The following is a 21,411-nucleotide window of genomic DNA, read 5'->3' as shown; positions in this document are numbered from 1 at the left end:
GAGCTAGACGGAGGAGACCGGGGAGAACGGCGAGGCCGGGGCTCCGGGGGCGGGCTCCTCGAAGGGGACGTAGTCGTGGCGCATGCCGTGGTCGCCCAGCCACTGCCGCAGCCCCGGCACGGCCGCCGGGTCGGTCGCGACCTGCGCGGCGTACTCCGACAGCGCCACCTCCTCCCCGTCGTCGTACAGCAACCGCGCCGGCCCCGACCACGACAGGGTCCACTTGGCCTGACCGAGCTGGATCAGCACCGCCTCCAGCGCCTGCCCCAGCACACCGGCCAGCAGGGTGTCGGACGGGTTCCAGCCGAGCTCACGCAGCGCGGCCTCCAGGTCCGCCTGCCGCCCCCGCGCGATCGCCTCGAAGGCGGCGTCCAGGTACGGCCGCGCGGCCCCCATCACCCGCTGCCCGGCCACCGCCAGGTCGCGCAGGGCGTCGGCGTTGCGGCCCGCGTACATGCCGTGGGCCACCAGTTCCTCCCACGCCACCGGCCGCAGCTCCGTGAGCGCCTCCGGCGTCCACATGGCCTGCTCCACCGCCTGCACCGCCACGTTCGCGTCGTGCAGCAGCGTCAGCGCGGACCGGGGATCGGGTACGTGCGGCGGCTCAGGCAGGTGCTCGATGGCGGCCAGGCGCTCGGCCAGGCTGGGATGGGAGTCGTACGGCGAGACCTCCTCCGGCTCGGCGCCCAGCTTGGCGATCTCGGCCTGGCGGTCGGGGTCGCTCATGAGCGCGTGGAAGCCTCCGAACACCGAGGACGGCCTGGTGCCGCCCGCGCCGGTCAGCGAGAGGTAGTCGTTGACGTACAGGTTCCAGCCCGTCGCGGTGGCGTGGATCTTGCGCAGGGCGCCCGCCATGGCCTGCCGGCCGCTGATCGCGACCGCGAACTGGTCGGCCTCCAGCTCCTGCTTGCGCGAGACGGCTTGGGAGACCCGGAAGTAGAGCTTGGCGTACCAGGTGAACAGGCGCTGGAAGAACGGCTGGTTGCGCAGCCCCTGGATGGTCGCGATGAGCGAGACCCGCCCCCGGTAGACCGGCGCGCCCAGGCGGGTGTGGGCGCCGCTGTAGTGGCCCAGCTCGTGCCCGAGCACCGCCCGCATCTCGTCCACCGTGAGCGTCTGCAGCAGCGGCAGGCCGACGAACATCCGCCGCCGCGTCGCCTTCATCCCCAGCCAGCGCGTGTCCTCGGAGACGGCCGCGTTCACCTCCGCGACCAGCCGGATCTCGTCCGGCGGAGCCGTGCGGACGCGCTGCGCGAGCTCCTCGACGGTCTGCCAGAGCACCGGCTCGTGCTCGCGCCCGACCGGCACTCCGGGCTGCTCGCCGCCCTGGCGGCGGCTCACCACGAACAGCGCCCGTACGAGCGCGCCCGCGGCCAGGGTGAGGACGATCGCGATCTTGAGAGCGTTGGCGTGGAAGTCCACGAGGAGCAGGACGTCGAAGAAGATGGCCGCCACCAGGATGAGGCCGACCAGAACATAGAAACCGGCGAGCAGTGTGAAGGCCAGCACCGCTCGGAACGCTGTCGTCATGGGGGAGGGCTCCCGGGGAAGGGGTTCTCGCGAGGCTTGACCTTAGCGGAGACCGGAAACTGGATAAAATCACCGAAGCAATGCCGTACTACGACGAGCACGATCAGGACCGTTGGGTTCCGGAACCTCCCGGCAATCCTGAACGGTCCGCGTTCGAGCGCGACCGGGCCCGGGTGCTGCACAGCGCCGCACTCCGCAGGCTGGCCGCGAAGACGCAGGTCGTGGGCCCTGGCGAGACGCTCGGCGGCGGCCAGCACATCCCGCGCACCAGGCTCACGCACTCTCTCGAATGCGCTCAAGTCGGCAGGGAGATGGGCGCCACACTGGGCGTCGATCCCGACCTGGTGGAGACGGCCTGCCTGGCGCACGACCTGGGGCACCCGCCGTTCGGGCACAACGGGGAGGTGGCGCTCAACGCGCTGGCGACCTCCTGCGGCGGCTTCGAGGGCAACGCGCAGAGCCTGCGCCTGCTGACCAGGTTGGAGGCCAAGGTCCTCACCGAGGACGGCCGCAGCGCGGGGCTCAACCTGACCCGGGCCGCCCTCGACGCTTCCATCAAATATCCCTGGACATGCGAAAAATCCCCGAAATTCGGCGTATACGACGATGATCTGCCCGTGTTCCGGTGGATCAGGGACGGCGCGCCGGAGGGGCGGGTGAGCTTCGAGGCCCAGATCATGGACTGGGCCGACGACGTCGCCTACTCCGTGCACGACCTCGAAGACGCTCTCCACTCCGGCCACGTCACCCCGGAGGTGCTCCGGTCGCCTGTCGAACGCACGCTGGTGTGCGAGACCACCCGCACGTGGTACGCCCCGTACGCCGACCTCAACGAGCTGGACGAGATCTTCGCCCGGCTGATCATCGACCCGCTCTGGCCGCGCCGCTTCGAGGCCACGCTCGCCGACCTGGCGGGCCTCAAGGCCCTCACGAGCGGGCTGATCGGCCGCTTCTGCCGCTCCGCCCAGGCGGCCACCAAGGAGGTGTACGGCTCCCGCCACCGCGCCGACCTCGTCGTCCCGCACGCCACCCGCCTGGAGTGCGCCCTGCTGAAAGGCGTGACCGCCCACTACGTCATGACCACCAGGGACCACAACGCCAAACAGGCCAGGCAGCGTGAGCTCATCACCGAGCTGGCCGCGATGATCACGCTGGGCGCGCCGGGCACGCTGGAGCCGGCCTTCAGGCCCGCGTACCTGGAGGCCTCCGACGACGCGGCCCGCGTCCGCGTCGTGATCGACCAGATCGCCTCGCTCACCGACACCTCGGCCGTGGCCTGGCACCGCAGGCTCTCCCGCTGACCAAGCTTTCTCCATGAGCCTGGTCACCAGCCTTTTCCCATGACCTGAGGGGGCGGATACTGCGCCCATGGCCACATATGTGATCGTCGGCGCCGGGCTTGCGGGGGCCAAGGCCGCGGAGGCGCTGCGCGAGGAGGGCTTCGACGGCGAGATCGTGTTGATCGGCGCCGAGTCCGAACGGCCCTATGAACGACCGCCTCTGTCCAAGGAGTACCTCCAGGGCAGGAGCGAACGAGAGAAGATCTTCATCCATGGCCAGGAGTGGTACGCCGACAACGGCGTGGACCTGAGGCTCGGCACCCGCGTCACCCGCATCGAGCCCGACCACCACCTGGTCAGGCTCAGCGACGGGTCGCGCCAGCCGTACGGCAAACTGCTCATCGCCACCGGAGCCACTCCCAGACGGCTGCCGGGGCCCGCTTACTACCTGCGTACCGTCCAGGACAGCGAGGCGCTCAAGGAGCGTTTCGCCGCCGTCGGCAGCGTGCTCATCGTCGGCGCGTCCTGGATCGGGCTGGAGAGCGCGGCGGCCGCCCGCGCGGCGGGCTGCGAGGTGACCGTCGTCGAGCCCGAGCCCACCGCGCTCAACCGGGCGCTCGGCCACGAACTCGGCGACCTGTTCGCCCGCCTGCACGCCGGCAAGGGCGTGGACCTGCGCTTCGGCACCGCCGCCGCCGAGATCACCGACACCGGCGTGCGGCTCAGCTCCGGCGAGCGGCTCGCCGCCGACATGGTGGTGGCCGGCATCGGCGCCGTGCCCGAGGTGGGGCTCGCCCGCGAGGCCGGGCTCGATGTCGGCCAGGGCATACTCACCGACGCCGCCCTGCGCACCTCGCACCCCGACGTGTTCGCCGCCGGCGACGTGGCCGAGCCACACCACCCGCTGTACGGGCGCCGCCTGCGCGTCGAGCACTGGGCCAACGCCCTGCACGGCGGCCCGGCCGCCGCCAGGTCCATGCTCGGCCAGGACGTGGTCTACGACCGGATCCCGTACTTCTACACCGACCAGTACGAGCTGAGCATGGAGTTCTCCGGCGACATCGAGGGCTACGACGAGATCGTCTACCGGGGCGAGCCCGAGAGCCTGGAGTTCATCGCGTACTGGCTGCGCGGCGGCCGGGTGATCGCCGGCATGAACGTCAATGTCTGGGACGTCGTGGACGAGATCCAGGAGCTCATCAGGTCAGGCGTCATTGTTGACCAAAAGGAGCTATCGACGGGGTCACAGTGACCACCGTGCCGTCGTCCCGCTTCGGCCGCTTCGTCCTGTGGGCCTGCGGGGTCTTCTTCGACGAGCACTGCACGGCGCAGCGCGGCGTCTCGCCCAGCTTGCCACGCAGTGCCAGCGTCTCGTCCCTGGGCGAGTACGTGCGGTTGCCGGACTGCCAGGCGTCGAGGTAGTCCCACGGCTTGACCATGCCCCTGCGTACCCACCAGTAGGCCGGCCCCGTCTTCCACGAGATCGCGAAGTAGAGATTGGCCCCGGTGTCGCGGGCGTTGCCCGACTTGCCCACCCGGCCGAGCAGCTGGCCCGCGTTGACGCGGACGCCCGGCTTGATGCCGTCCGCGACCGAGTCGAGGTGGCCGCCGAGGTAACGCACCCCGTCGTCCCCGATGATCGTGACGAACCTGCCCTCGCGGTCGGCCCCGGCGTCCGTGGCCGGGCGCCACTTGTTCTGGACGTTCACCTCGTCCACGACGCCGCCGATCGGCGCCACGAACGCGCACCCCTGCTGGGCCCAGATCGTCGTCTTGGGCAGCACGAGCAGCTTGCGCTGGTACGTCGTCCTGCAGCCCTTGACCGGGAACGCGTACTCGTACTTCGACAGCTTCGGCGGCGGCACCCTGACCGGGGCGTCCCCCTTGGGCGGCTGCTCGGCCGCCTGGTGCTGAGCCGTGGGGCTGGGCGTCGCGGAGGTCGCCGGGCCCGTCGAGGCCACAGTGGTCGAGGACGGGGCGGTGGAGGGCCGGAGGGTGGCGGGCGACTGGGCGCTCACCCCGGCCAGCCCGGTGGCCTGCGAGCAGCCGGCAGCCAGCAGCACGGCGCCCATGACGGCCGCCCATCGTCCGAGATGCCCCGATCGCATGATCTCCACCTGTGTCACCGTTTCCACCGACAACCTTTACCTTTGTAGCCGACCGGGGGACCTCGCAGAGCCGCTTTCCCCCTTTAGCAACTCACAGGTGATGCCCGCCTATCCCGTACCGCACCCGTACCGGCCGGAAGCGTCGGTGGGGCGGCATAGACTCACCGGCGTGGCTGGCCGGATCCGTGATGTCGACATCGCGCTCGTACGCGAGCGTTCACCCATCGCCGACGTGATCGGCGAACACATCCAGTTGCGCAACGCGGGGGGCGGCAATCTCAAGGGCCTGTGCCCCTTCCACGACGAGAAGAGCCCGTCCTTCAACGTCACCCCCGAGCGCGGGATGTACTTCTGCTTCGGTTGCTCCGAAGGCGGCGACGTGATCACGTTCGTCGAGAAGATCGAGCATCTCTCGTTCGGCGAGGCGGTCGAGCGGCTGGCGCAGCGGGCCGGGATCCAGCTGCAGTACGAGCAGGGCGGCTACGTGCCGCGGCGCGACCACGGCGAGCGGGCCAGGCTGATCGAGGCGCACAAGGCGGCGGCGGAGTTCTACGCGGACAAGCTGTTCGCGCCTGATGCGGCGGCCGGGCGGCGGTTCCTGTCGGAGCGGGGCTTCGAGCGGGCCGACGCCGAGCTGTTCGGGGTGGGGCACGCGCCCGCCGAGTGGGAGGCGCTCACCCGCCATCTCCTGGGGCGTGGGTTCACCGCCGAGGAGTTGGTCAAGGGTGGCCTGGCCAAGGAGGGGCGGCGGGGCCCCATGGACCGTTTCAGGGGGCGGCTGATCTGGCCGATCAGGGATGCCACCGGGGACGTGATCGGATTCGGGGCGCGAAAGTTGCTCGATTCCGATGAAGGTCCGAAATATCTGAATACGCCTGACTCGCCGCTTTACAAGAAGAGCCAGGTGCTTTATGGCATCGACCTCGCCAAACGGGAGATCTCCAAGCGGTCTCAGGCGGTGATCGTCGAGGGCTATACCGATGTGATGGCGTGCCATCTGGCCGGGGTGCCGACGGCGGTGGCCACGTGCGGCACGTCGTTCGGCGAGGAGCACATCAAGATCCTGCGCAGGTTCCTGCTCGACCAGGCCGAGTTCCGCGGTGAGGTGATCTTCACCTTCGACGGTGACGCGGCGGGGCAGAAGGCGGCGCTGCGGGCGTTCGCCGACGAGCAGAAGTTCGTCACGCAGACCTACGTCGCGGTGCAGCCTGACGGGCTCGACCCGTGCGACCTGCGCGTCAAGCAGGGCGACGCGGCCGTGCGGGATCTGATCGCGAGCAGGGAGCCGCTCTTCCAGTTCGCGATCAGGAGCACGATCTCCCGTTACGACCTGCGCAGCAACGAAGGCAAGATCGCCGCTCTCGACGCCGCCGCGCCGATCGTGGCCGGGATCAAGGACGTGGGCCTGCGCAAGCGCTACGCCGTCGACCTCGACCGGTGGCTGGGGTTCATGGACGAGCGGTTCGTCATGCAGCGCATCGCCGAGGCCGCGGGCGCGCAGCAGGGCCGCCCGCGGCGCGCGCCCCAGGCGGCGCCCGTCGATCCGAGCGTGCGGGTGGAGGGCGAGCTGCTCAAGCTGGCCGTGCAGCGCCCCGCGCTGCTCGGGCCGCGCTTCGACGCGCTCGACCCGCAGGCGTTCACGGCTCCCGATCACGTGCTGCTGCACAAGGTCATCGTGGCCGCCGGGGGTGTGGCCGCGGGTGCCTACGGCGGTCGCGAGTGGGTCGACCTGCTGCTGGAGCACGCGCACGAGGAGGGCGCCCGGGCGCTGGTGACCCGCTTCGCGGTGGAGCCGATCCAGGCCGACGCGCACGCCGAGGAGCGCTATGCCGGGGCCATGCTGGCGGCCATCGAGGCCATCGCGGTGGACCGGGCGATCGCCCAGGTGAAGTCGCGGATCCAGCGGCTCAATCCGGTGGAGGAGCAGCAGGAGTACAACAAGCTGTTCGGGGAGCTGGTGGCCCTGGAGCAGCAGCGCCGCGTGCTCCGCGACCGCGCCGCCGGCAGCTGACCGTCGTGACGCGTTCGTGATCAACCTTCGCGGGGGCGGTCTGGTCTAACCTGGTGTGAGAGCCAAGATCATTACTGCCTTGGTGGCCCTGGCGGTGGCCGGTGCCGCGCCCGCGGCGGCGGGGGCGGGGGCGGCGAAGGGCCCGTCCATCAGGGCGGCGTACCTGCCCAACTGCGGCGGCGACTACTTCATACCCTGCAAGGGCGCCCCCTGGTACCTCTACCTTCGCGACGGCCGCTGGGTGAAGTTCCCCGACGCCGCGAGGTACGCCACCGAGGCCGACGGCAGCAGGGCCGACGAGATAGATGACGCCCCGGCGCCGTTCGAGGTCAGCGGGGACGGCGGCACGATCGCCTACGTCAGGGCCCGCGACGGCCGGGTGGTCGTCCAGCGGTGGCCCGGCGGCAAGGCGGCCGTCCTGCCCGCCTACGGCAAGGGCGTGGGCACCAAGTACGTTCAGCTGCACCTGTCGCCCGACGGCCGCCGCCTGCTGGTCGCCTACCCCGAGGCGGCCAGGAAGCGGCCGGGGCTGGTGGTGGACGCGGCCGACGGCACGACACTGACGACGATCCCGGCGGGCGACGTGCCCCTGGGCTTCAGCGCCGACGGCGACGAGGTGCTCGCGACGAGGGAGAAGTCCGACAACACGGTCGAGGTGCTCGCCCATCCCCTCGACGGTGAGCCCGTCGTCGACACGCCGCCCCAGGTGGTGGTCTCCAACTACGTCAGCCTCGCGCTGGGGGCCGACGGCCACACGGTGCTGGTGCTCTCGGAGCCGACGGGCAAGCGGCCCGAGCAGATACGCGCCTACGACCTCCAGGCCCGCGGCTGGGCGGGCAAGGCCAAGGCGATCAAGCCGAAGCAGGGCGGGTCGAGCCTGGCCTGGGGGCCGGGCGGGCGGCTGGAGCTGCACCGGGACGAGGGCTCCGCCGATGACGGCCGGTGGGCCACCTGGGTCTACGCCCTCGACGCCGCGACCGGCGCCACCAGGCAACTGGACAAGTACACGATCCTCTCGGGGGTTCCGAAGAAGTGATGAGGATGCGCATCGCCGTCGCGGCCGGACTGCTGCTGCCGTTCGCGATCGTTCCCGCCGCCCAGGCCCGGAAGAGCGACCCGATCCGGTACGCCGTACCGCTCAAGGACGGCAAGCTCCGCGTGGTGCTGCGCAGCGGCGCCGCGCGGACGCTCAAGGCGCTGGCGGAGGGCACGGCTCCGGTCGCGGTGAGCGAGGACGGGACCCGGGCGGCGTACTTCAGGCCCAAGGACAGGGCGCTCGTCACCTATCCCGCGGGCAGGCGCATGGGGTCGATCAGGCAGCCCAGGAACGAGGCCGGCGTCGACGAGACGCGGCTGATGCTGTCACCGGACGGCAGGAGGCTGGCGTACTTCGGCAACGACGGGCTGTATCGGGCACGGGTGTTCGACACCGCCACGGGAAAGAAGATCGGCACGCTCCCACCCCCCACTGACCTGTGGGCCGCCGGGTTCAGCGGCGACGGCGGCGAGGTGCTGCTGGTCAGCAGCTACGCCCCGACCACCGACGCCGTCGTCACGGACCTGCGCGGCCGTGTGCTCCGCCGCGACACGCCGCCTCAGATCGTGGGCCACAACCTGCCCAGGGACGACAGCGAGGGCAAGGTCGCGGCGCTGGCGGCCGACGGGCGCCGGATCGTCGTCTATGTGCCGGGCGAGGCCCCCGGCTTGGTGGTGTACGACCTGACGACCCGGCAGACCGGCCAGAAGCTCCCGCTGAAACAGCGGCCCGCCGCCGCAACGTGGACGGGAAACCATGAGGTGACGCTCCGGGTGGACGACGGGAAACGGACACAGCGTCTCAAGGTCGACGTGGAGAGCGGAGCGATCGAGGTCGTGGACGCATACCGAACCCCCACAAACCGGGCGTACCACGCCGGAGGTTGATAACAGTTTGGACGCGGTGTCAAGCGGCATACCAGGGTGGTTGGCCAGGGAACTGGCCCGGTCCAATAGCTGACAGAGGCGATGGACAACGAGGTCAGGGCAGCAAAAGAGTCGCGTCCGGCCGGGGGGTGTCGCCGGGCGCCTGAAACCAGACTGCGTAATTGACTTTGATTTCCTGATCAAACTCCGGCCAAACCTATAAGCGATCTCAATTCGGTAAGGACGATCGCCTTACCTTCGGTGACAAAAATGGGTCTGCCATTTGATGGAACCAATACTGCAGACTGTCTCCCGTGGGTGCATCGGTGCTGCCAAGCAGTCCGCCATCGGTAGATCAGGTGGCGGATCTCGTCGCGAAGGGAAGGGAGCGCGGGAGCGTAACCGTCGATGACGTCGCAGCCGCGCTTGACCGGTCCGAGTTGCCGTCCGACGCGCTTGAACGCGTCGTACGAATGCTCGCCGAGAACGGCGTGGAGGTCCTCGAGCCCCAGGGCGACGAGGAATCCACCCGCGCCGATGAGGAAGACGTTGGCAAGCGGGCGCCGACCAGTGATCTGGTCCGTATATATCTACGGGAGATCGGCCGCGTGCCCCTACTGACCGCTGAGGAGGAGGTGGAGCTCGCCAAGTCGATCGAAGCCGGCCTGTTCGCCGAGGACAAGCTGGCCAACGGGGTCTCGCGTCTGGCCTTCCCGGAGTTCAGGGAGCTCGTCTGGCAGGGCACCAGAGCCAAACAGCGGCTCATCGAAGCCAACCTCAGGCTCGTGGTGTCGATCGCCAAGCGGTACGTGGGCCGCGGCATGCTGTTCCTGGACCTGATCCAGGAGGGCAACCTCGGGCTCATCCGGGCGGTCGAGAAATTCGACTACACCAAGGGTTACAAGTTCTCCACCTACGCGACCTGGTGGATCAGGCAGGCGATCACCCGTGCCATCGCCGACCAGGCGCGGACGATCCGCATCCCCGTGCACATGGTGGAGACCATCAACAAGCTCGTACGCGTGCAGCGTCAGCTCCACCAGGACCTCGGCCGCGAGCCGATTCCCGAGGAGATCGCCAAGGAGATGGACCTCCCTGTCGATCGCGTGGTGGAGATCCAGCGCATCGCCCAGGAGCCCGTGTCGCTGCAGTCGCCGATCGGTGAGGAGGACTCCGACCTCGGTGACTTCATCGAGGACGCCGACGCTGTCGTGCCCATGGAGGCCGCGGCCTTCATCATGCTGCAGGACCAGCTCGACGACATCCTGGCCACGCTGTCCGACCGCGAGCAGCGCATCATCCAGCTCCGCTTCGGCCTGGCCGACGGCCATCCGCGCACGCTGGAGGAGGTGGGCAGGGAGTTCGGCGTCACGCGGGAGCGCATCCGGCAGATCGAGTCGAAGACCCTGGCCAAGCTCCGCCATCCGACGCGCGCGCAGATGCTCAGGGACTACCTGGACTGATCCACGGGAACGGGCCCGGGCGAGTGCCGCCCGGGCCCGTCCCATGTCCGGGAACTGTTCAGGAGCAGCCCTCGAACTGCGGCACCGCGATGGTCGACAGGTCCAGCCCCGCCTTGCCGAACCACCGGTGCAGCAGCCTGCTCGCCGTCCCGTCCTGGTACATGTCGGTGATCGCCCGGTTGACCGCCTCGCACCCCGGCACGTCGCTCTTGCGCATGCCCACTCCGGTGCGCTGCTCGTTGAACTGCGCGTTGGCCAGCTTCAGCCCCGAGCCGTCCTGGTTGGCCAGCCCCGCCAGGATGACGTCGTTGGTGGTCACCGCGTCCACCTGCTTGCTCTTCAGCGCCGACAGGCACGCCTTGTAGTCGTCGAACGGCACGAGCTGCGCCGCCACCTCCCGCTCCTCCACGACCCGCTGGGCCGCGTTCGAGCCCTGAACCGCGCAGATCCTGCGCCCCTTGAGGTCGCGCACGTTCTTGATCGTCTCGTCGGGCCGCTGCAGGATGTCCTGGTAGGAGACGTGGTACGGCCCCGCGAAGAGCACGTCCTTCTTGCGCTCCTGGTCGATCGAGAAGGTGGCCAGCACCAGGTCCGCCCGGCCGTTGGTGATCACCTTCTGCCGGTCGGCGGCCAGTACCCCGATGTAGGTGGCCTCCTTGTGCAGCTTGCGGGCGATGTAGGCGGCCACGTCCACGTCGAAGCCCTCGAACGTGCCGTCGGGCCGGCGGAATCCGACCGACGGCAGGTCGGGGCGTACCGCGATGACGATCCTCTCCTTGTCCACGACCGATTCCTGCCCGTCCGTCCCGCAGCCCGCGACCGCCGTCGCGACCAGGGCCAGCACCACCACCAGCGCCCGCTTCACCGGTACTCCTTGAGTCGTGGCCACACGCCCGCGATCACCAGCAGGCCGATCCCGCCGATGGCGAACGGCAGCAGCCGCCACAGGTTGTCCAGCGCGCTCTCGCCGTGCTCGATCGCGCGCGTGAACTGGGTCTGGCTCTTGGCGGACAGCGCCAGGAGCGCACGGTCGTACGCGTCGAACGCCGTGGTCACCGGGCCGAGCCGCTCGGCGACCGCCTCGTTGGTCCTGCCGTTCGCCGCCAGCTCACGGAACTTCGTGTCGGAGGCCTGGAAGCTGCGGTACGCCTCCAGCGCGTCGGCGCCCTCCTTGCCGATCAGCTCGGGCCCCAGCATGCCGAGGAAGTCCTTGGAGCCCGTGGCGACCTGGTTGTGGTACGTCCGCAGGTTGCCCGCCTTGAAGTAGACGACCGACATCGCCTTGTCCAGGAACGTGTGCTCGTAGGTGTCGGCCCACTCCTTGTCCAGCAGGTAGCGGCTCTCGTCGCCCTGCATGCTGTTGCTGATCGAACGCGCCTTGGCCAGCGTCAGCACCGAGTCGAACCCGGCCGACTTGGCCTGGCGCAGCGCGTTCTCGTCCGTCCCGAGCACGTTCAACCCGGCGAGAAGCGCGATCGCGGTCGTCACGGTGGCGACCAGCAGCGCCGGCCCGAAGACCCGGCGGAAGCGGCGCGCCAGGTAGACCTGGAGCCAGATCAGGCAGCTCAGCGCCAGTATCCCGGCCAGCACCACCGCGATCCGCAGGAGCGGCACCATGACGGTCTTCTCGTCATAGGTCGCGCGCACGATCGTGCCGCTCTCCAAGGTCAGGTTGTACGCCTGGGGCAGCAGCTCGACCCGCATCAGCTTGGTGGCCTCGCGGTAGGTCAGCACCACCTCCTGGGGAGGCGGCCCTGGCGCGTGCTTGGACCGCTCGTCGAGCAGCAGCGCCTGGCCGGCCAGCCGTTCGTAGCGGCCCAGCTTGTCGAGCACCGAGCGCACGGTCTCCCGCTCGGCCCTGGTATCGGCGAGCGAGAGCGCCTGCATCAGCGCCTCGTTGGCCTTGGACCGCTGCTGCTCGTAGCGGTCGAGCGCCTGCTTGCGCTGCGTCGCGTACTGGTCGCCCATCACCAGCACGTTCGCCACCTGCGCGTCCATGTCGCTCAGCCCCAGGTAGAGATCGGCGGTGGCGACCACCTGCGGCCCCGCGTCGCGCCCGATGACCCGCAGGCCGTCGCGGGCGCTCATGCTGCCGACCGCGAGCGCCGCGAAGAGCAGGGCGAGCGAGGCGACGGTGACGCCGGTGACGACCCGGATCCTGCCGGGCACGCTCCGGCGCACGGGTGCCGGAGCGGCCTGGGCAGGCGCCACCACGGGCGCCTGGGACTGGGACTGCACCATGGTCACGGCGTGCCCTCCCTGATGGTGATGACGGTCCACGCGCCCAGGTGGATCTTGTCGCCTGGGCCGATCCTGACCGGCACGTTGACCTTGACGGGCTTGCCGTTCACCTGGGTGCCGTTGGAGGAACCGGGGTCGACCAGCGTCCACGAGCCGTCCGGCTGGGCCAGCAGCACGGCGTGCAGGTGGGAGATGCCCGGGTCCTCGGGCGGCCCGGTCAGGTCGATCTCGGGGGCCACGTTCCTGGCCCTGCTGCGCCGCCCTACGCGTACCTGCTCGCCGACCAGCGCGAACGAGCGCTCGGGGCAGTACGGCGGGAACGCCATCGCGGCCGCGTCAGGACCACCCTCGGCGATGACCTTCTCGTAGTACGTGCGGTCGGCGGCGGTCACGGCCTCCCACTGGGCCCCGCCGCCCATGGGGACGGAGACAGGGGCGCTGCCGCCGGTGTAGTCGTGGCCGCACACCTCGCAGAACTGCCCGGCGCGCGGCGTCTGGCAGACCGGGCACGACTCGGTCCCCGGCGCGGCGGCCTGGGCCTGTGGCTGGGGTGCGGGGGCGCCGGCCATCTGGGCGCCGCAGACGTCGCAGTATTCGTCGTCGCCCGACGCGTGGCCCTGCGGGCAGGTGGCCATCAGCTTCCTTCCTTGCGCAACCGGCTGGTACGGACGGAGCCCGTGTCGAGCTCGAGCTCGTCGGACTTGTCCACGTTCCTGCGCAGCCTGGCCGTGCCGGTGGCCGGATCCACCTCGACCACCTTCTCCAGCAGCCTGGCGGTGTCCTCGCGCCCCGACTCGGCGGCCAGCTCCTTGGCCTTGGCCAGGCGGGCGGTCGCGGTGTCGACGTCGCCCATCGCCCTGGCGCTCAGCCCGTCCTGGATGAGCTCGTGCAGCTCGGCCTGGCCGGTGTAGTGGGCGACCTTGTTGTTGATCCGGGTGGAGGCCGCCAGGTCGTCGGTCCACTGGGCGAGCACGTTCCCGCTGGCCAGGACCTCCTGGGTGTCGGGGCGTACGAGCTTGACCCAGCCGGCCCTGATCTCCTGGCCGATCTGGCCCGGCGGCACCTCCACGCAGATGTGGTACTCGCGCTCCTCGGTGCCCCACGAGCCGGTCGGGTAGTCGCCGGTCAGCGGGTTCACGTCGGTGCGCTTGCCGGTCAGGTCGAGCAGCGTGGGGGAGACCTGCTTGACGAACTTCAGCGTGGCGGTCTGCGGCACCCACACCCGCAGCGACAGCTCGGCCACGGTCTTGCTCATCGACGCCTGCGTCAGCCTCCGGAAGAACTCGGACAGATCCCCTTGGTTCCGTACGAAGTCAAACGTGCCGAGCATCGCCTCCGCGACCTTCCGCAGCTCCGCGGGCACCCAGTCCTCGCCGATCCCCAGCGAGTCGCACACGAACGTGCCGCTCCAAGCCGCCAGCACGGACGCGAACACCTCGGGGCGCTCGTTGTTCTGGCCGTCGGTCATCAGCAGCGCGTGCCTGATCGCCGACGGGTGCGCCGACAGCAGGTGGCCCGCCAGCTTCAGCCACTCGCCCATGGCGGTGCCGCCGTGCGCGGACAGCCGGCTGATCGCCCGCTCGGCCTCGGCCCTGGTGGCCGGGCCGGCCTTGACCAGGCTGGCGTGGTTGCCGGGGTAGATCACCTTGGCCCGCTCCGTGCCCGCGATCACGGCGAAGTTGACCCCGTCGCGCAGGGTGTGCACGGCGGTCGCCGCCGCCTGCCTGGCCTCGCGGATCTTGCTGCCGCTCATCGAGCCGGACGTGTCAATGATGATCACTTCGGCGGCCTCCGCGGTCACGGACTGCGTGACCACGCCGCCGGTGGAGGTGACCGTGAGGATGGCGTGTACCTCGCGGCCGTCGGTCGGGAGGTACTTGTTCTGGTCGATGGTCAGGGTGAAAGTGGGCAGGTCACCCATGCGTCGCTCCTAAGGGGATCAAGGCGATGGTCACGTTGTCCTGGCCCCCGGAGTCGAGCGCGTGGCGCAGCATCTCGCGGGCCATCTCGATGGGGGTTCCGGTGGTGGGGAAGGCGTAGCCGTCCAGGTAGCGCCACAGGCCGTCGCTGCAGACGAGCAGCAGGCCGGGCTCTTTCGGGGCGAAGGTGCGTACGTGGGGTGCGACGTCGACGGCGTCCGCGCCGAGCCAGGCGGTGATCTCGCCGGTTTCGACCGCGTCGTCCTCGGTCAGCAGCACGCCCTGGTTCATTGCCGAGCCCCGCTCGGGGTCCGGCAGCCAGTAGGCCCGTGTGTCGCCGGCCCAGCCGAGCGTGAACCGGTCCCTCTCGACGACGGCGGCGATGTACGTGCTGGCGGGCGCGTCGTGCACGGACGTGGCGAGCTTGGCCACCGCCCGACCGGCCAGGTCGAACGCCTCCTCGTGCGGCAGCCCCCTGGCCAGCGCGGCGGAGGCGGTCTCGACGGCGATCGCGGACGCCTCGTCGGCCCTGGGCGAGCTGCCCACGCCGTCGCAGACCACGGTCACGATCGCCGCCCCGGACGTGAGCAGCGCCACCGCGTCCTCGTTGCGGCTGCGGCGCAGCCCCTTGTCCGTGACGGCCGCCGCCGCGCCGCCGTCGAGCACGGTCTCCGCGTGGTCCCTGCCGGTGGGCTGGCGCACGCCGCACCGCTCGCAGTAGCCCTCCGCGTCCACGGCGTGCGCACCGCACGACGCGCAGGCCGGCGCACCGAGCGTGTGGCCGCACGCCTCGCAGTAGGTCTCACCCTCCAGCACGGACGCCTCACACACAGCACACATCACGGGCATCACAGCGTCTGATTGCCGAGCTTCGCTCGGAGTGTTGTGATGGATGTCCTCGCTACGCTGCGGATCCATCACAACCACGTCCTCGGTCGTACGGCGTTCGCCTGGTCGATGAGCGCGTGGCGCTCCTGGCGTGACTCGGCCGCGACCGCCAGCTTGCGGTAGATCGACTCGAGCCGTCTGCGCAGCCCCGTCTCGCTGAACGGAGCACCGGCCAGTTGGGTGCCGGACGACGGGGTATGGCCGTCGAGCCAGGTCAGCGCAGAGGTGAGCAGCTCGGCGGTGAGCAGGTCGCGGCGGCGCTGGTCGAGGTCGGACTGCCTGTCCAGCCGGTCGGCCGCGCCCACGAGGTCGGCCGTGGTGAGCAGGCTCAGATCGGGTCGCCGTACGACGGAGATCGCCTGCGCCACCTGCGCCGACACCCGGTAGATCGAGTGGGACGGCACCTCGTCCAGCACGCTCATCCGGCCCGACCTGGCCAGCCCGAACGCCGCGCTCACGTAGGAGTGATCGGTCCGCCAGACGCCCTCGTACCAGCCGGCCGCCGGCTTGCCCGCGCACTCCAGCGCGAACGCCAGCGCCAGCTTCGGCGCCAGCTCGCCCGGCAGCGCCGACAGGCACCAGTCGAACAGCGACACGGCCTGGTCCGTCTGCCCCGTGGTCAGCGAGAGCACGCCGCGGTACCAGGTCACGCGCCAGTCACCCGGCAGCTCCCTGTCCAGCTCGCTCAGCACGACCGGAGCCCCCGCCGCGCCCTCCTCCGCCAGCAGCCTGGCCCGCATGAGCTTCGTCTCGGGCGTCTGCGGCATCGCGGCGAGCTGGTCGATCAGCTCCTTGCCGTCGCGGCCGAGCAGCCCGGCCAGCGCGCCGGCCGCCGGGTCGGCCGGATCGACCAGCGGCACCGGCAGGGCGGCCGCGACCGCCGCCGGGTCGAGCGGCCCGAACACCCTGTCGCCGTCCTTCGACAGCGCCGTGCCCACCGCGCTCCGCTCCGGCCCGAACATCGGCGAGGGCGCCGGGTACGGCACGCCGTCCTCGAGGGCGCTCACCTCCCGCAGCACCCCGATGAGCTGCTCCTCCATCTCCTCCGCGCTCTGGAACCTGTCAGCGGGATTGACGGCGGTCGCCTTGCGCAGCAGCCGGGTGAAGGACGGGTGCCCGCAGTCGTCGGGCAGCGGCGCGGCCACGCCGTTCGCGTACGGGACGAAGCCCGGGACGGCCAGCACCGCCAGCGTCCTGGCCACAGTGTAGAGGTCGGCGGTGGCCGCGGCGGAAGCGGTCTCGACCTCCGGGGCGTGGTAGCCGGGCGTGGCCCACCCGGAGCCCGCCGGCGAGCCGATGGGCAGCACCGCGCCCATGTCGATGAGCTTGAGCCGCTTGCCGACCCTGATCACGTTGGCCGGCTTGAGATCGCAGTAGACCATGCCGTGCTCGTGCAGGTAGGCGAACGCCTGGAGGATCTCCCTGCCGTACATGAGGGTCTCGCGCAGCGGCAGCGGGCCCTGGCGGCGCAGCTCGTGGAGCGACTGGCCGCCCACGTACTCCATGACGATGTAGCCGAAGCCGCCGGAGCGCTGGAAGTTGAGGATCTTGACAATGTTGGGGTGGTCGACCGTGGTGAGGAACTTCCGCTCCGCCTCCGCCGCCGCCAGAGCCTCGGCGTCGTTGGTGTTGAGCAGGCCCTTGAGCACCACCCACATGCCGTCGAGGTTCTCGTCGGAGGCCAGGTAGATCCAGCCCAGCCCGCCGTGCGCCAGGCAGCCCAGGACCCGGTACTGGCCCGCCACCAGGTCGTCCTTGCCCAGCTTGGGGGTGAAGGAGAACTGGGTACGGCAGTGCGGGCAGAACCCGTCCGTCAGCCCGGGCCGCCCCTCCCTGGACCGGCCGACCTTCTTCCCGCACGCCGGGTTGGCGCAGAACCGCTTGTCCTCGGGCACCACGGGGTCGCTCATGACGGCCGTGGTCGGGTCGCGGTAGGGCACCGACGGCAGGTCGGCGATGGTGGCCAGCCTGCCCGCCCGCGACCTGCCGCTGCTCACCGGCGAGGTGACCGACCTGCTCACCGGCTGGGTCTGGACCGGGACCGAAGATGGGGAGGGAGGTGCGGGTGCGCTCGCCGAGTGGCCGCACAGGTCGCAGTAACCGTCCTCGATCGTGCCCGTGCAGCCGGGCTGCGCGCAGCGGGTCATCCCTTACCTCCGTGTATCGCGCGCTGGTATGTCTCGACGGCCGCCGCCGCCTTCGTCAGATCACAGGGCGCGCTCCACAGCAGCACGCGCGCCCGTTCGAACAGCTCGGAGGCCGCGGGGTCCTCCGCCAGGCCCTTGCGCACCGCCATCACCTGGCAGGCGCCGAGCCGCCCGCGCAGCTCGTCACGCCTGCCGACCAGGCCGTAGAGCGCCTTGGCCGTGGCCAGCGACTGGTCTGCGGCCTTGCGGGCCTCCTCCTCCAACCCCGCCAGGCGCTTGGCCCGCAGCACCCACGTGTCGGCGGAGGCGTCGAGCGCGTCCAGCCCGGCGGCCAGCGACTCGGCCCGGCTCCGCGGCTGGGCCTGCGGCGGCAGGGCTATCTTGACGACGACCGCGCCGTGGGCCAGCCGGGCCTCGCTCTCGGCCGCCCGGACCCGGTCGAGCGCGGCCACGAGGTCCTCCCTGCGCCTGGCGTACTCGGCCTTGACGGTGAGCGCCAGCTCCAGCTCCGCGCGGGAGCCGGCCAGCAGCCGTGCCAGCCGGTCGAGGTCCTGTTCGACGGGCGCGCCGAGCGGGTCTTCGAGGACCGAGGCGCGCAACCGCTTCAGCTCCGCCTCGTGCGCCGTCAGGTCCGCGCTCTCGCCGAGCTCGCGTTCGAGGTCGCGGATGTGGCGCACGTCGCTGTCGGCTCCGTCGAGCCGGGGCAGCACGGTGTTCCACACCGCGTCGATGTCATTGAGGGCGGAGGTGACCTCACGGAAGGCGGCGTCCATCCGCGCCACTGTCTGGTCGAGGGTCAGCCGTTCGTCCTGCTGGGGGAGGAGCGAGCGCTGCTCGACCGGCTTGGCCGCGGTCCGCAGCACCACGGACGAGCCGGCGAGCAGCTCGGTCAGCTCCGCCAGCTGCTCGGCGCCCACCTTGGCGCGGGCGGCCCTGATCTGCTCGGCGTCGCGTAACACGGCCCGGTACGCGTCGTTCAGCGACCACAGCGTGGCCAGCGACTCCTGCGCCGCGGCCCATCTGCGCTGGGTCGCCCCGCGTAAGGAGGCTCCCTTGAGCAACTGGTAGGTGGTGTGGGATTCGAGATCGAGCAGGTCACCGGAGATACGGTCACGTTCGTCGGCGCGAGCGCGCAGTGCGTGCTCGACGCCCTCCCTGCTCATGGGTGGTCCCAGGCTAATCACGCTCCCCGGTGAAGCGGGCCCCCGATGCCCCCTTGGTCCTACCGGCTAAACGGGGGATTCGACCGGTTGGTTCCAAGGGTCGGGGAGACCCCTGACTTGTCCCTGATTCAACCCTGCCTCGCCTGCAATCCACTTAAAGGATCTCTTACTGTTGCGGACATGGGACGAATTCTGTTGTTCGCCGCGGCGATCGTGGCCGCGCTCGTGCTCCTCGGCCCCCTCGTGGGCCTCGCCTTCACGTTGCTCAAGTGGGGCCTCATCATCGGCGCCGTGGCGCTGGGCGCCATGTTCCTCACGAAGTGGGCCAAGAGGACGTAGCTTCCTGCGGCATCCCCGGGCATAGTTGGGTGATGGAGGCGCGGCCCGCGGTCGACGATGCCGCGCTCGGGCGTGAGGCGCTGGCCGTGCTCGAGGCGAACTGGACAGGCACTGGCACCGTGCCCGCGCCAGGTCTCTATCCGCACCAATGGAGCTGGGACTCCGCGTTCGTCGTCATCGGCCTGGCCAGGCACCGGCCCGACCGGGCCCGCGACGAGCTGCTCAGCCTGCTGCGCGGGCAGTGGGCCACGGGCATGGTGCCGCACATCGTCTTCCACACGCGGGAGGCGTACTTCCCCGGTCCTTCCGTGTGGCGCTCGCAGGAGCACGCTGCCGCGCCACACGTGCTGACATCGGGGCTCACCTCGCCGCCGATGCACGCGCTGGCCCTGTGGTGGCTCTACCGGCACACCGGCGACGTCGCATTCGTCAGGAGGGCCTTCCCGGCGCTGGTCGCCCAGCACGCCTACCTCTCCTCGGCCCGCGACCTCGGAGGGGCGGGCCTGGCCGCGATCGTGCACCCGTGGGAGTCGGGCATGGACGACAGCCCGTCCTGGGACGACGCGCTGGCGGCGCTGCCCGTGATCAGGTACGGCTATCGCAACGTCGAACTGGACGAACGCCATCCGGACAGCGACCACGACCGCTACGTCTGGCTGGCCATGCGCTACCGGGACGCCGGATACAGGGCCGAGTACCTGCGGGACGAGCACCCGTTCGCGATCGAGGACCCGATGTTCAACGGGATCTGGCTGGCCTCCTGCCAGGCCCTGGCCGAGCTGGCGCCCCTGGCGGGCGCCGACCCGGCGCCCCACGCCGAGCAGGCCGACCGCATCAGGCAGGCCATGCTCGACCGCCTCTGGGACGGCTGCTTCTACGCCCGCGACCTGCGGACCGACCGGCTGATCCGGGTCTGCACGGTGGGCGCCTTCGGTCCGCTGCTGGACCCGGGGCTGCCCAGCGACCGCCTGCACGCGGCCGTGGAGGTGCTGGAGTCGGCCAGGTTCATGGGGGCCACCGGCTATCCGGTGCCGAGCTGCGAGATCCGCGCCGCTCAGTTCGACCGTACGCGCTACTGGCGCGGCCCTTCCTGGGTGAACACCAACTGGCTGCTGCGCAGGGCCGCGGCCGTGCACTCGCTCGACCAGCTCGGCCAGCAGCTCACCAACTGCACGCTGCGCCTGGTGCGGCAGGCCGGCTTCCGCGAGTGCTTCGACCCCTTCGACGGCAGCGGGCGCGGGTGCAGGGATTTCTCGTGGAGTGCGGCGCTCACCCTCGATCTGCTCGCCGATACCGTGGTGGAATGAGCTTTTTCCGCCGCCTGCCCGCCGATGTGCGCAAGTCCCTGGACACCGAGCCGGGGGAGCGGGTGCTGACCTACGCCGCCGGCGCGACCTCCGGCTACGTGGTGGCCACGAACCTCGCCCTCTACCTGACGGACGGGACGCGGGTGCCGTACGAGGAGATCGACAAGGCGTCGTGGGACGAGCAGGGGGTGCGGGTGCTCACCATGGACGGCGCGTGGCACGTCGAGCAGATCTCAGAGCCGCGGCTGGTGCCCGAGACCGTGCGCGAGCGCGTCAACTCCACGATCGTGGTCAACAAGCACGTCAAGCTCCCCGGAAGGGGCGGGGTGCGGCTGGTGGCCAGGCGCCGGCCCGGCGGCGAGGTGCTCGGCTGGACCTTCGTCTTCGACGACGGCCTCGACCCCGAGGACCCCGGCCTGCGTGCGCAGGCCGAGCAGGCCCTGGAGGGGTTGCGGCGCAGCATGGGCGTCTGAGGCGCCCATGCTGCGCGCATGATCAGTACGGTATGCCGCTTTCGCGGGCCTTGCGGTCCACGACGTCCTCATCCGGCCAGCCGGTGCCCGTGTCGGGATTGTGCCGGTCGGAACTGAGGAAGGGAATGCGGTTCTGCAGCGTGTCGCCCACCCTGGAACGAGCCATGCCCGCCAGCTTCGACGCCTGCGCGCCCATCACACCGGCGACCTCCTGGACCCTCGGGTTGTCGGCGACACGCTGCGCCGTCCGCTTGATCTGCTCGTACCGCTCGCGACCCGCCCGGCTGCCCAGCACGTAGCCGATCGCCATACCAGCAGCGAATGTCATCCGATAACGCATCTTGCACCTCCGCTGTCTCCGGCCCTACCCCGCTTACGATGCGACACGCACTCCAGGAGTGCGCTAATCTATTCCTGCGCACAGCGAAGGGGCCCCAAAGCCCCGGCGAAGTGCGCAGATGCACGATCCCGCGTAGCTCAACGGCAGAGCAGCCGGCTGTTAACCGGCAGGTTATAGGTTCGAGTCCTATCGCGGGAGCTTCGGTAGAGCTGAGAAACTCAGAGCTCAGGCCCCCGGTCCTAGATCAAGGACCGGGGGCCTGAGTCGTTCCGGAGCCACTCGGGGGCGTCAGGTCGTAAC

General features: G+C 70.4%; 19 protein-coding genes and 1 tRNA gene. 10 read left to right on the top strand and 10 right to left on the bottom strand.

Annotated features, from left to right (window positions below; translation table 11 throughout):
* Positions 1 to 3: 3 nt before the first annotated feature.
* Entirely contained in the window at positions 4 to 1,530 is a 1,527-nt protein-coding gene (locus AB0J64_RS12890; RefSeq protein WP_364025049.1) for a M48 family metallopeptidase, read from the bottom strand.
* Positions 1,531 to 1,610: 80 nt separating this feature from the next.
* Between AB0J64_RS12890 and AB0J64_RS12885 the strand changes: the two genes are divergently transcribed.
* Positions 1,611 to 2,831 carry a deoxyguanosinetriphosphate triphosphohydrolase gene (locus AB0J64_RS12885; RefSeq protein WP_364025046.1) on the top strand — a complete coding sequence of 407 codons (1,221 nt, stop codon included), beginning with the start codon at positions 1,611 to 1,613 and terminating at the stop codon, positions 2,829 to 2,831.
* Between the two features lie 67 nt (positions 2,832 to 2,898).
* Positions 2,899 to 4,062: an FAD-dependent oxidoreductase gene (locus AB0J64_RS12880; RefSeq protein WP_364025043.1), complete on the top strand. Its 1,164-nt coding sequence runs from the start codon at positions 2,899 to 2,901 to the stop codon at positions 4,060 to 4,062.
* Here the strand turns inward: AB0J64_RS12880 and AB0J64_RS12875 are convergent.
* Entirely contained in the window at positions 4,022 to 4,945 is a 924-nt protein-coding gene (locus tag AB0J64_RS12875) for a peptidoglycan DD-metalloendopeptidase family protein (RefSeq protein ID WP_364025040.1), read from the bottom strand. The genes AB0J64_RS12880 and AB0J64_RS12875 overlap by 41 nt on opposite strands.
* 142 nt (positions 4,946 to 5,087) lie before the next feature.
* Here AB0J64_RS12875 and dnaG point away from each other — a divergent pair, with 142 nt between their 5' ends.
* The 4 genes from dnaG to rpoD all read left to right on the top strand — a co-directional run bounded on the left by dnaG (position 5,088) and on the right by rpoD (position 10,294).
* A complete protein-coding gene (dnaG, locus tag AB0J64_RS12870) occupies positions 5,088 to 6,929 on the top strand; it encodes a DNA primase (RefSeq protein ID WP_364025037.1) in 1,842 nt (613 codons plus the stop codon).
* 79 nt (positions 6,930 to 7,008) lie between these two features.
* Complete coding sequence (locus AB0J64_RS12865; protein WP_364025035.1) at positions 7,009 to 7,965, top strand: hypothetical protein; 957 nt, start codon at positions 7,009 to 7,011, stop codon at positions 7,963 to 7,965.
* The gene (locus tag AB0J64_RS12860) at positions 7,965 to 8,852 is read left to right on the top strand and encodes a hypothetical protein (protein WP_364025033.1); all 888 of its coding nucleotides are present in this window, start codon (positions 7,965 to 7,967) and stop codon (positions 8,850 to 8,852) included. Before AB0J64_RS12865 ends, AB0J64_RS12860 begins: the two co-directional genes overlap by 1 nt.
* Before the next feature lie 305 nt (positions 8,853 to 9,157).
* A complete protein-coding gene (gene rpoD / locus AB0J64_RS12855; RefSeq protein ID WP_138670751.1) occupies positions 9,158 to 10,294 on the top strand; it encodes an RNA polymerase sigma factor RpoD in 1,137 nt (378 codons plus the stop codon).
* A gap of 58 nt (positions 10,295 to 10,352) precedes the next feature.
* Here the strand turns inward: rpoD and AB0J64_RS12850 are convergent, their stop codons facing one another.
* The 7 genes from AB0J64_RS12850 to AB0J64_RS12820 all read right to left on the bottom strand — a co-directional run bounded on the left by AB0J64_RS12850 (position 10,353) and on the right by AB0J64_RS12820 (position 18,652).
* Positions 10,353 to 11,159: a transporter substrate-binding domain-containing protein gene (locus AB0J64_RS12850; protein ID WP_364025031.1), complete on the bottom strand. Its 807-nt coding sequence runs from the start codon at positions 11,157 to 11,159 to the stop codon at positions 10,353 to 10,355.
* Positions 11,156 to 12,541, bottom strand: a complete 1,386-nt coding sequence (locus AB0J64_RS12845) for a hypothetical protein (RefSeq protein WP_364025028.1) — start codon at positions 12,539 to 12,541, stop codon at positions 11,156 to 11,158. Before AB0J64_RS12845 ends, AB0J64_RS12850 begins: the two co-directional genes overlap by 4 nt.
* Positions 12,538 to 13,170, bottom strand: a complete 633-nt coding sequence (locus AB0J64_RS12840; protein WP_364025025.1) for an FHA domain-containing protein — start codon at positions 13,168 to 13,170, stop codon at positions 12,538 to 12,540. Before AB0J64_RS12840 ends, AB0J64_RS12845 begins: the two co-directional genes overlap by 4 nt.
* Complete coding sequence (locus AB0J64_RS12835; RefSeq protein ID WP_364025022.1) at positions 13,170 to 14,456, bottom strand: VWA domain-containing protein; 1,287 nt, start codon at positions 14,454 to 14,456, stop codon at positions 13,170 to 13,172. The genes AB0J64_RS12840 and AB0J64_RS12835 overlap by 1 nt, the downstream gene beginning before the upstream one ends.
* Complete coding sequence (locus AB0J64_RS12830) at positions 14,449 to 15,303, bottom strand: protein phosphatase 2C domain-containing protein (RefSeq protein ID WP_364025302.1); 855 nt, start codon at positions 15,301 to 15,303, stop codon at positions 14,449 to 14,451. The genes AB0J64_RS12835 and AB0J64_RS12830 overlap by 8 nt, the downstream gene beginning before the upstream one ends.
* A 68-nt stretch (positions 15,304 to 15,371) precedes the next feature.
* Positions 15,372 to 17,489, bottom strand: coding sequence for a tetratricopeptide repeat protein (locus AB0J64_RS12825; protein ID WP_364025019.1), 2,118 nt, complete (start codon positions 17,487 to 17,489; stop codon positions 15,372 to 15,374).
* A complete protein-coding gene (locus tag AB0J64_RS12820) occupies positions 17,486 to 18,652 on the bottom strand; it encodes a hypothetical protein (protein WP_364025016.1) in 1,167 nt (388 codons plus the stop codon). Before AB0J64_RS12820 ends, AB0J64_RS12825 begins: the two co-directional genes overlap by 4 nt.
* 180 nt (positions 18,653 to 18,832) lie before the next feature.
* Between AB0J64_RS12820 and AB0J64_RS12815 the strand changes: the two genes are divergently transcribed.
* From AB0J64_RS12815 to AB0J64_RS12805, 3 genes are read left to right on the top strand one after another with little or no spacing between them, the layout of a single operon-like run.
* Positions 18,833 to 18,991, top strand: coding sequence for a hypothetical protein (locus tag AB0J64_RS12815; protein WP_364025014.1), 159 nt, complete (start codon positions 18,833 to 18,835; stop codon positions 18,989 to 18,991).
* Positions 18,992 to 19,023: 32 nt separating this feature from the next.
* Positions 19,024 to 20,298: a hypothetical protein gene (locus AB0J64_RS12810; RefSeq protein ID WP_364025011.1), complete on the top strand. Its 1,275-nt coding sequence runs from the start codon at positions 19,024 to 19,026 to the stop codon at positions 20,296 to 20,298.
* The gene (locus AB0J64_RS12805) at positions 20,295 to 20,771 is read left to right on the top strand and encodes a hypothetical protein (RefSeq protein WP_364025008.1); all 477 of its coding nucleotides are present in this window, start codon (positions 20,295 to 20,297) and stop codon (positions 20,769 to 20,771) included. Before AB0J64_RS12810 ends, AB0J64_RS12805 begins: the two co-directional genes overlap by 4 nt.
* A gap of 22 nt (positions 20,772 to 20,793) precedes the next feature.
* Here the strand turns inward: AB0J64_RS12805 and AB0J64_RS12800 are convergent, their stop codons facing one another.
* Positions 20,794 to 21,111 (bottom strand): YtxH domain-containing protein, encoded by a 318-nt coding sequence (locus AB0J64_RS12800; protein ID WP_364025005.1) that lies wholly within the window; start codon positions 21,109 to 21,111, stop codon positions 20,794 to 20,796.
* A 126-nt stretch (positions 21,112 to 21,237) separates the two neighbouring features.
* On the opposite strand from AB0J64_RS12800, the gene AB0J64_RS12795 reads away from it, so the two are divergent.
* Positions 21,238 to 21,309 (top strand) — tRNA-Asn (locus tag AB0J64_RS12795).
* Positions 21,310 to 21,411 lie beyond the last annotated feature (102 nt).

Origin of the sequence: Nonomuraea sp. NPDC049695, from assembly GCF_040674955.1 — a bacterium.
GTDB lineage: Bacteria > Actinomycetota > Actinomycetes > Streptosporangiales > Streptosporangiaceae > Nonomuraea > Nonomuraea helvata.
This window is presented reverse-complemented; position numbering and strand designations above follow the sequence as displayed.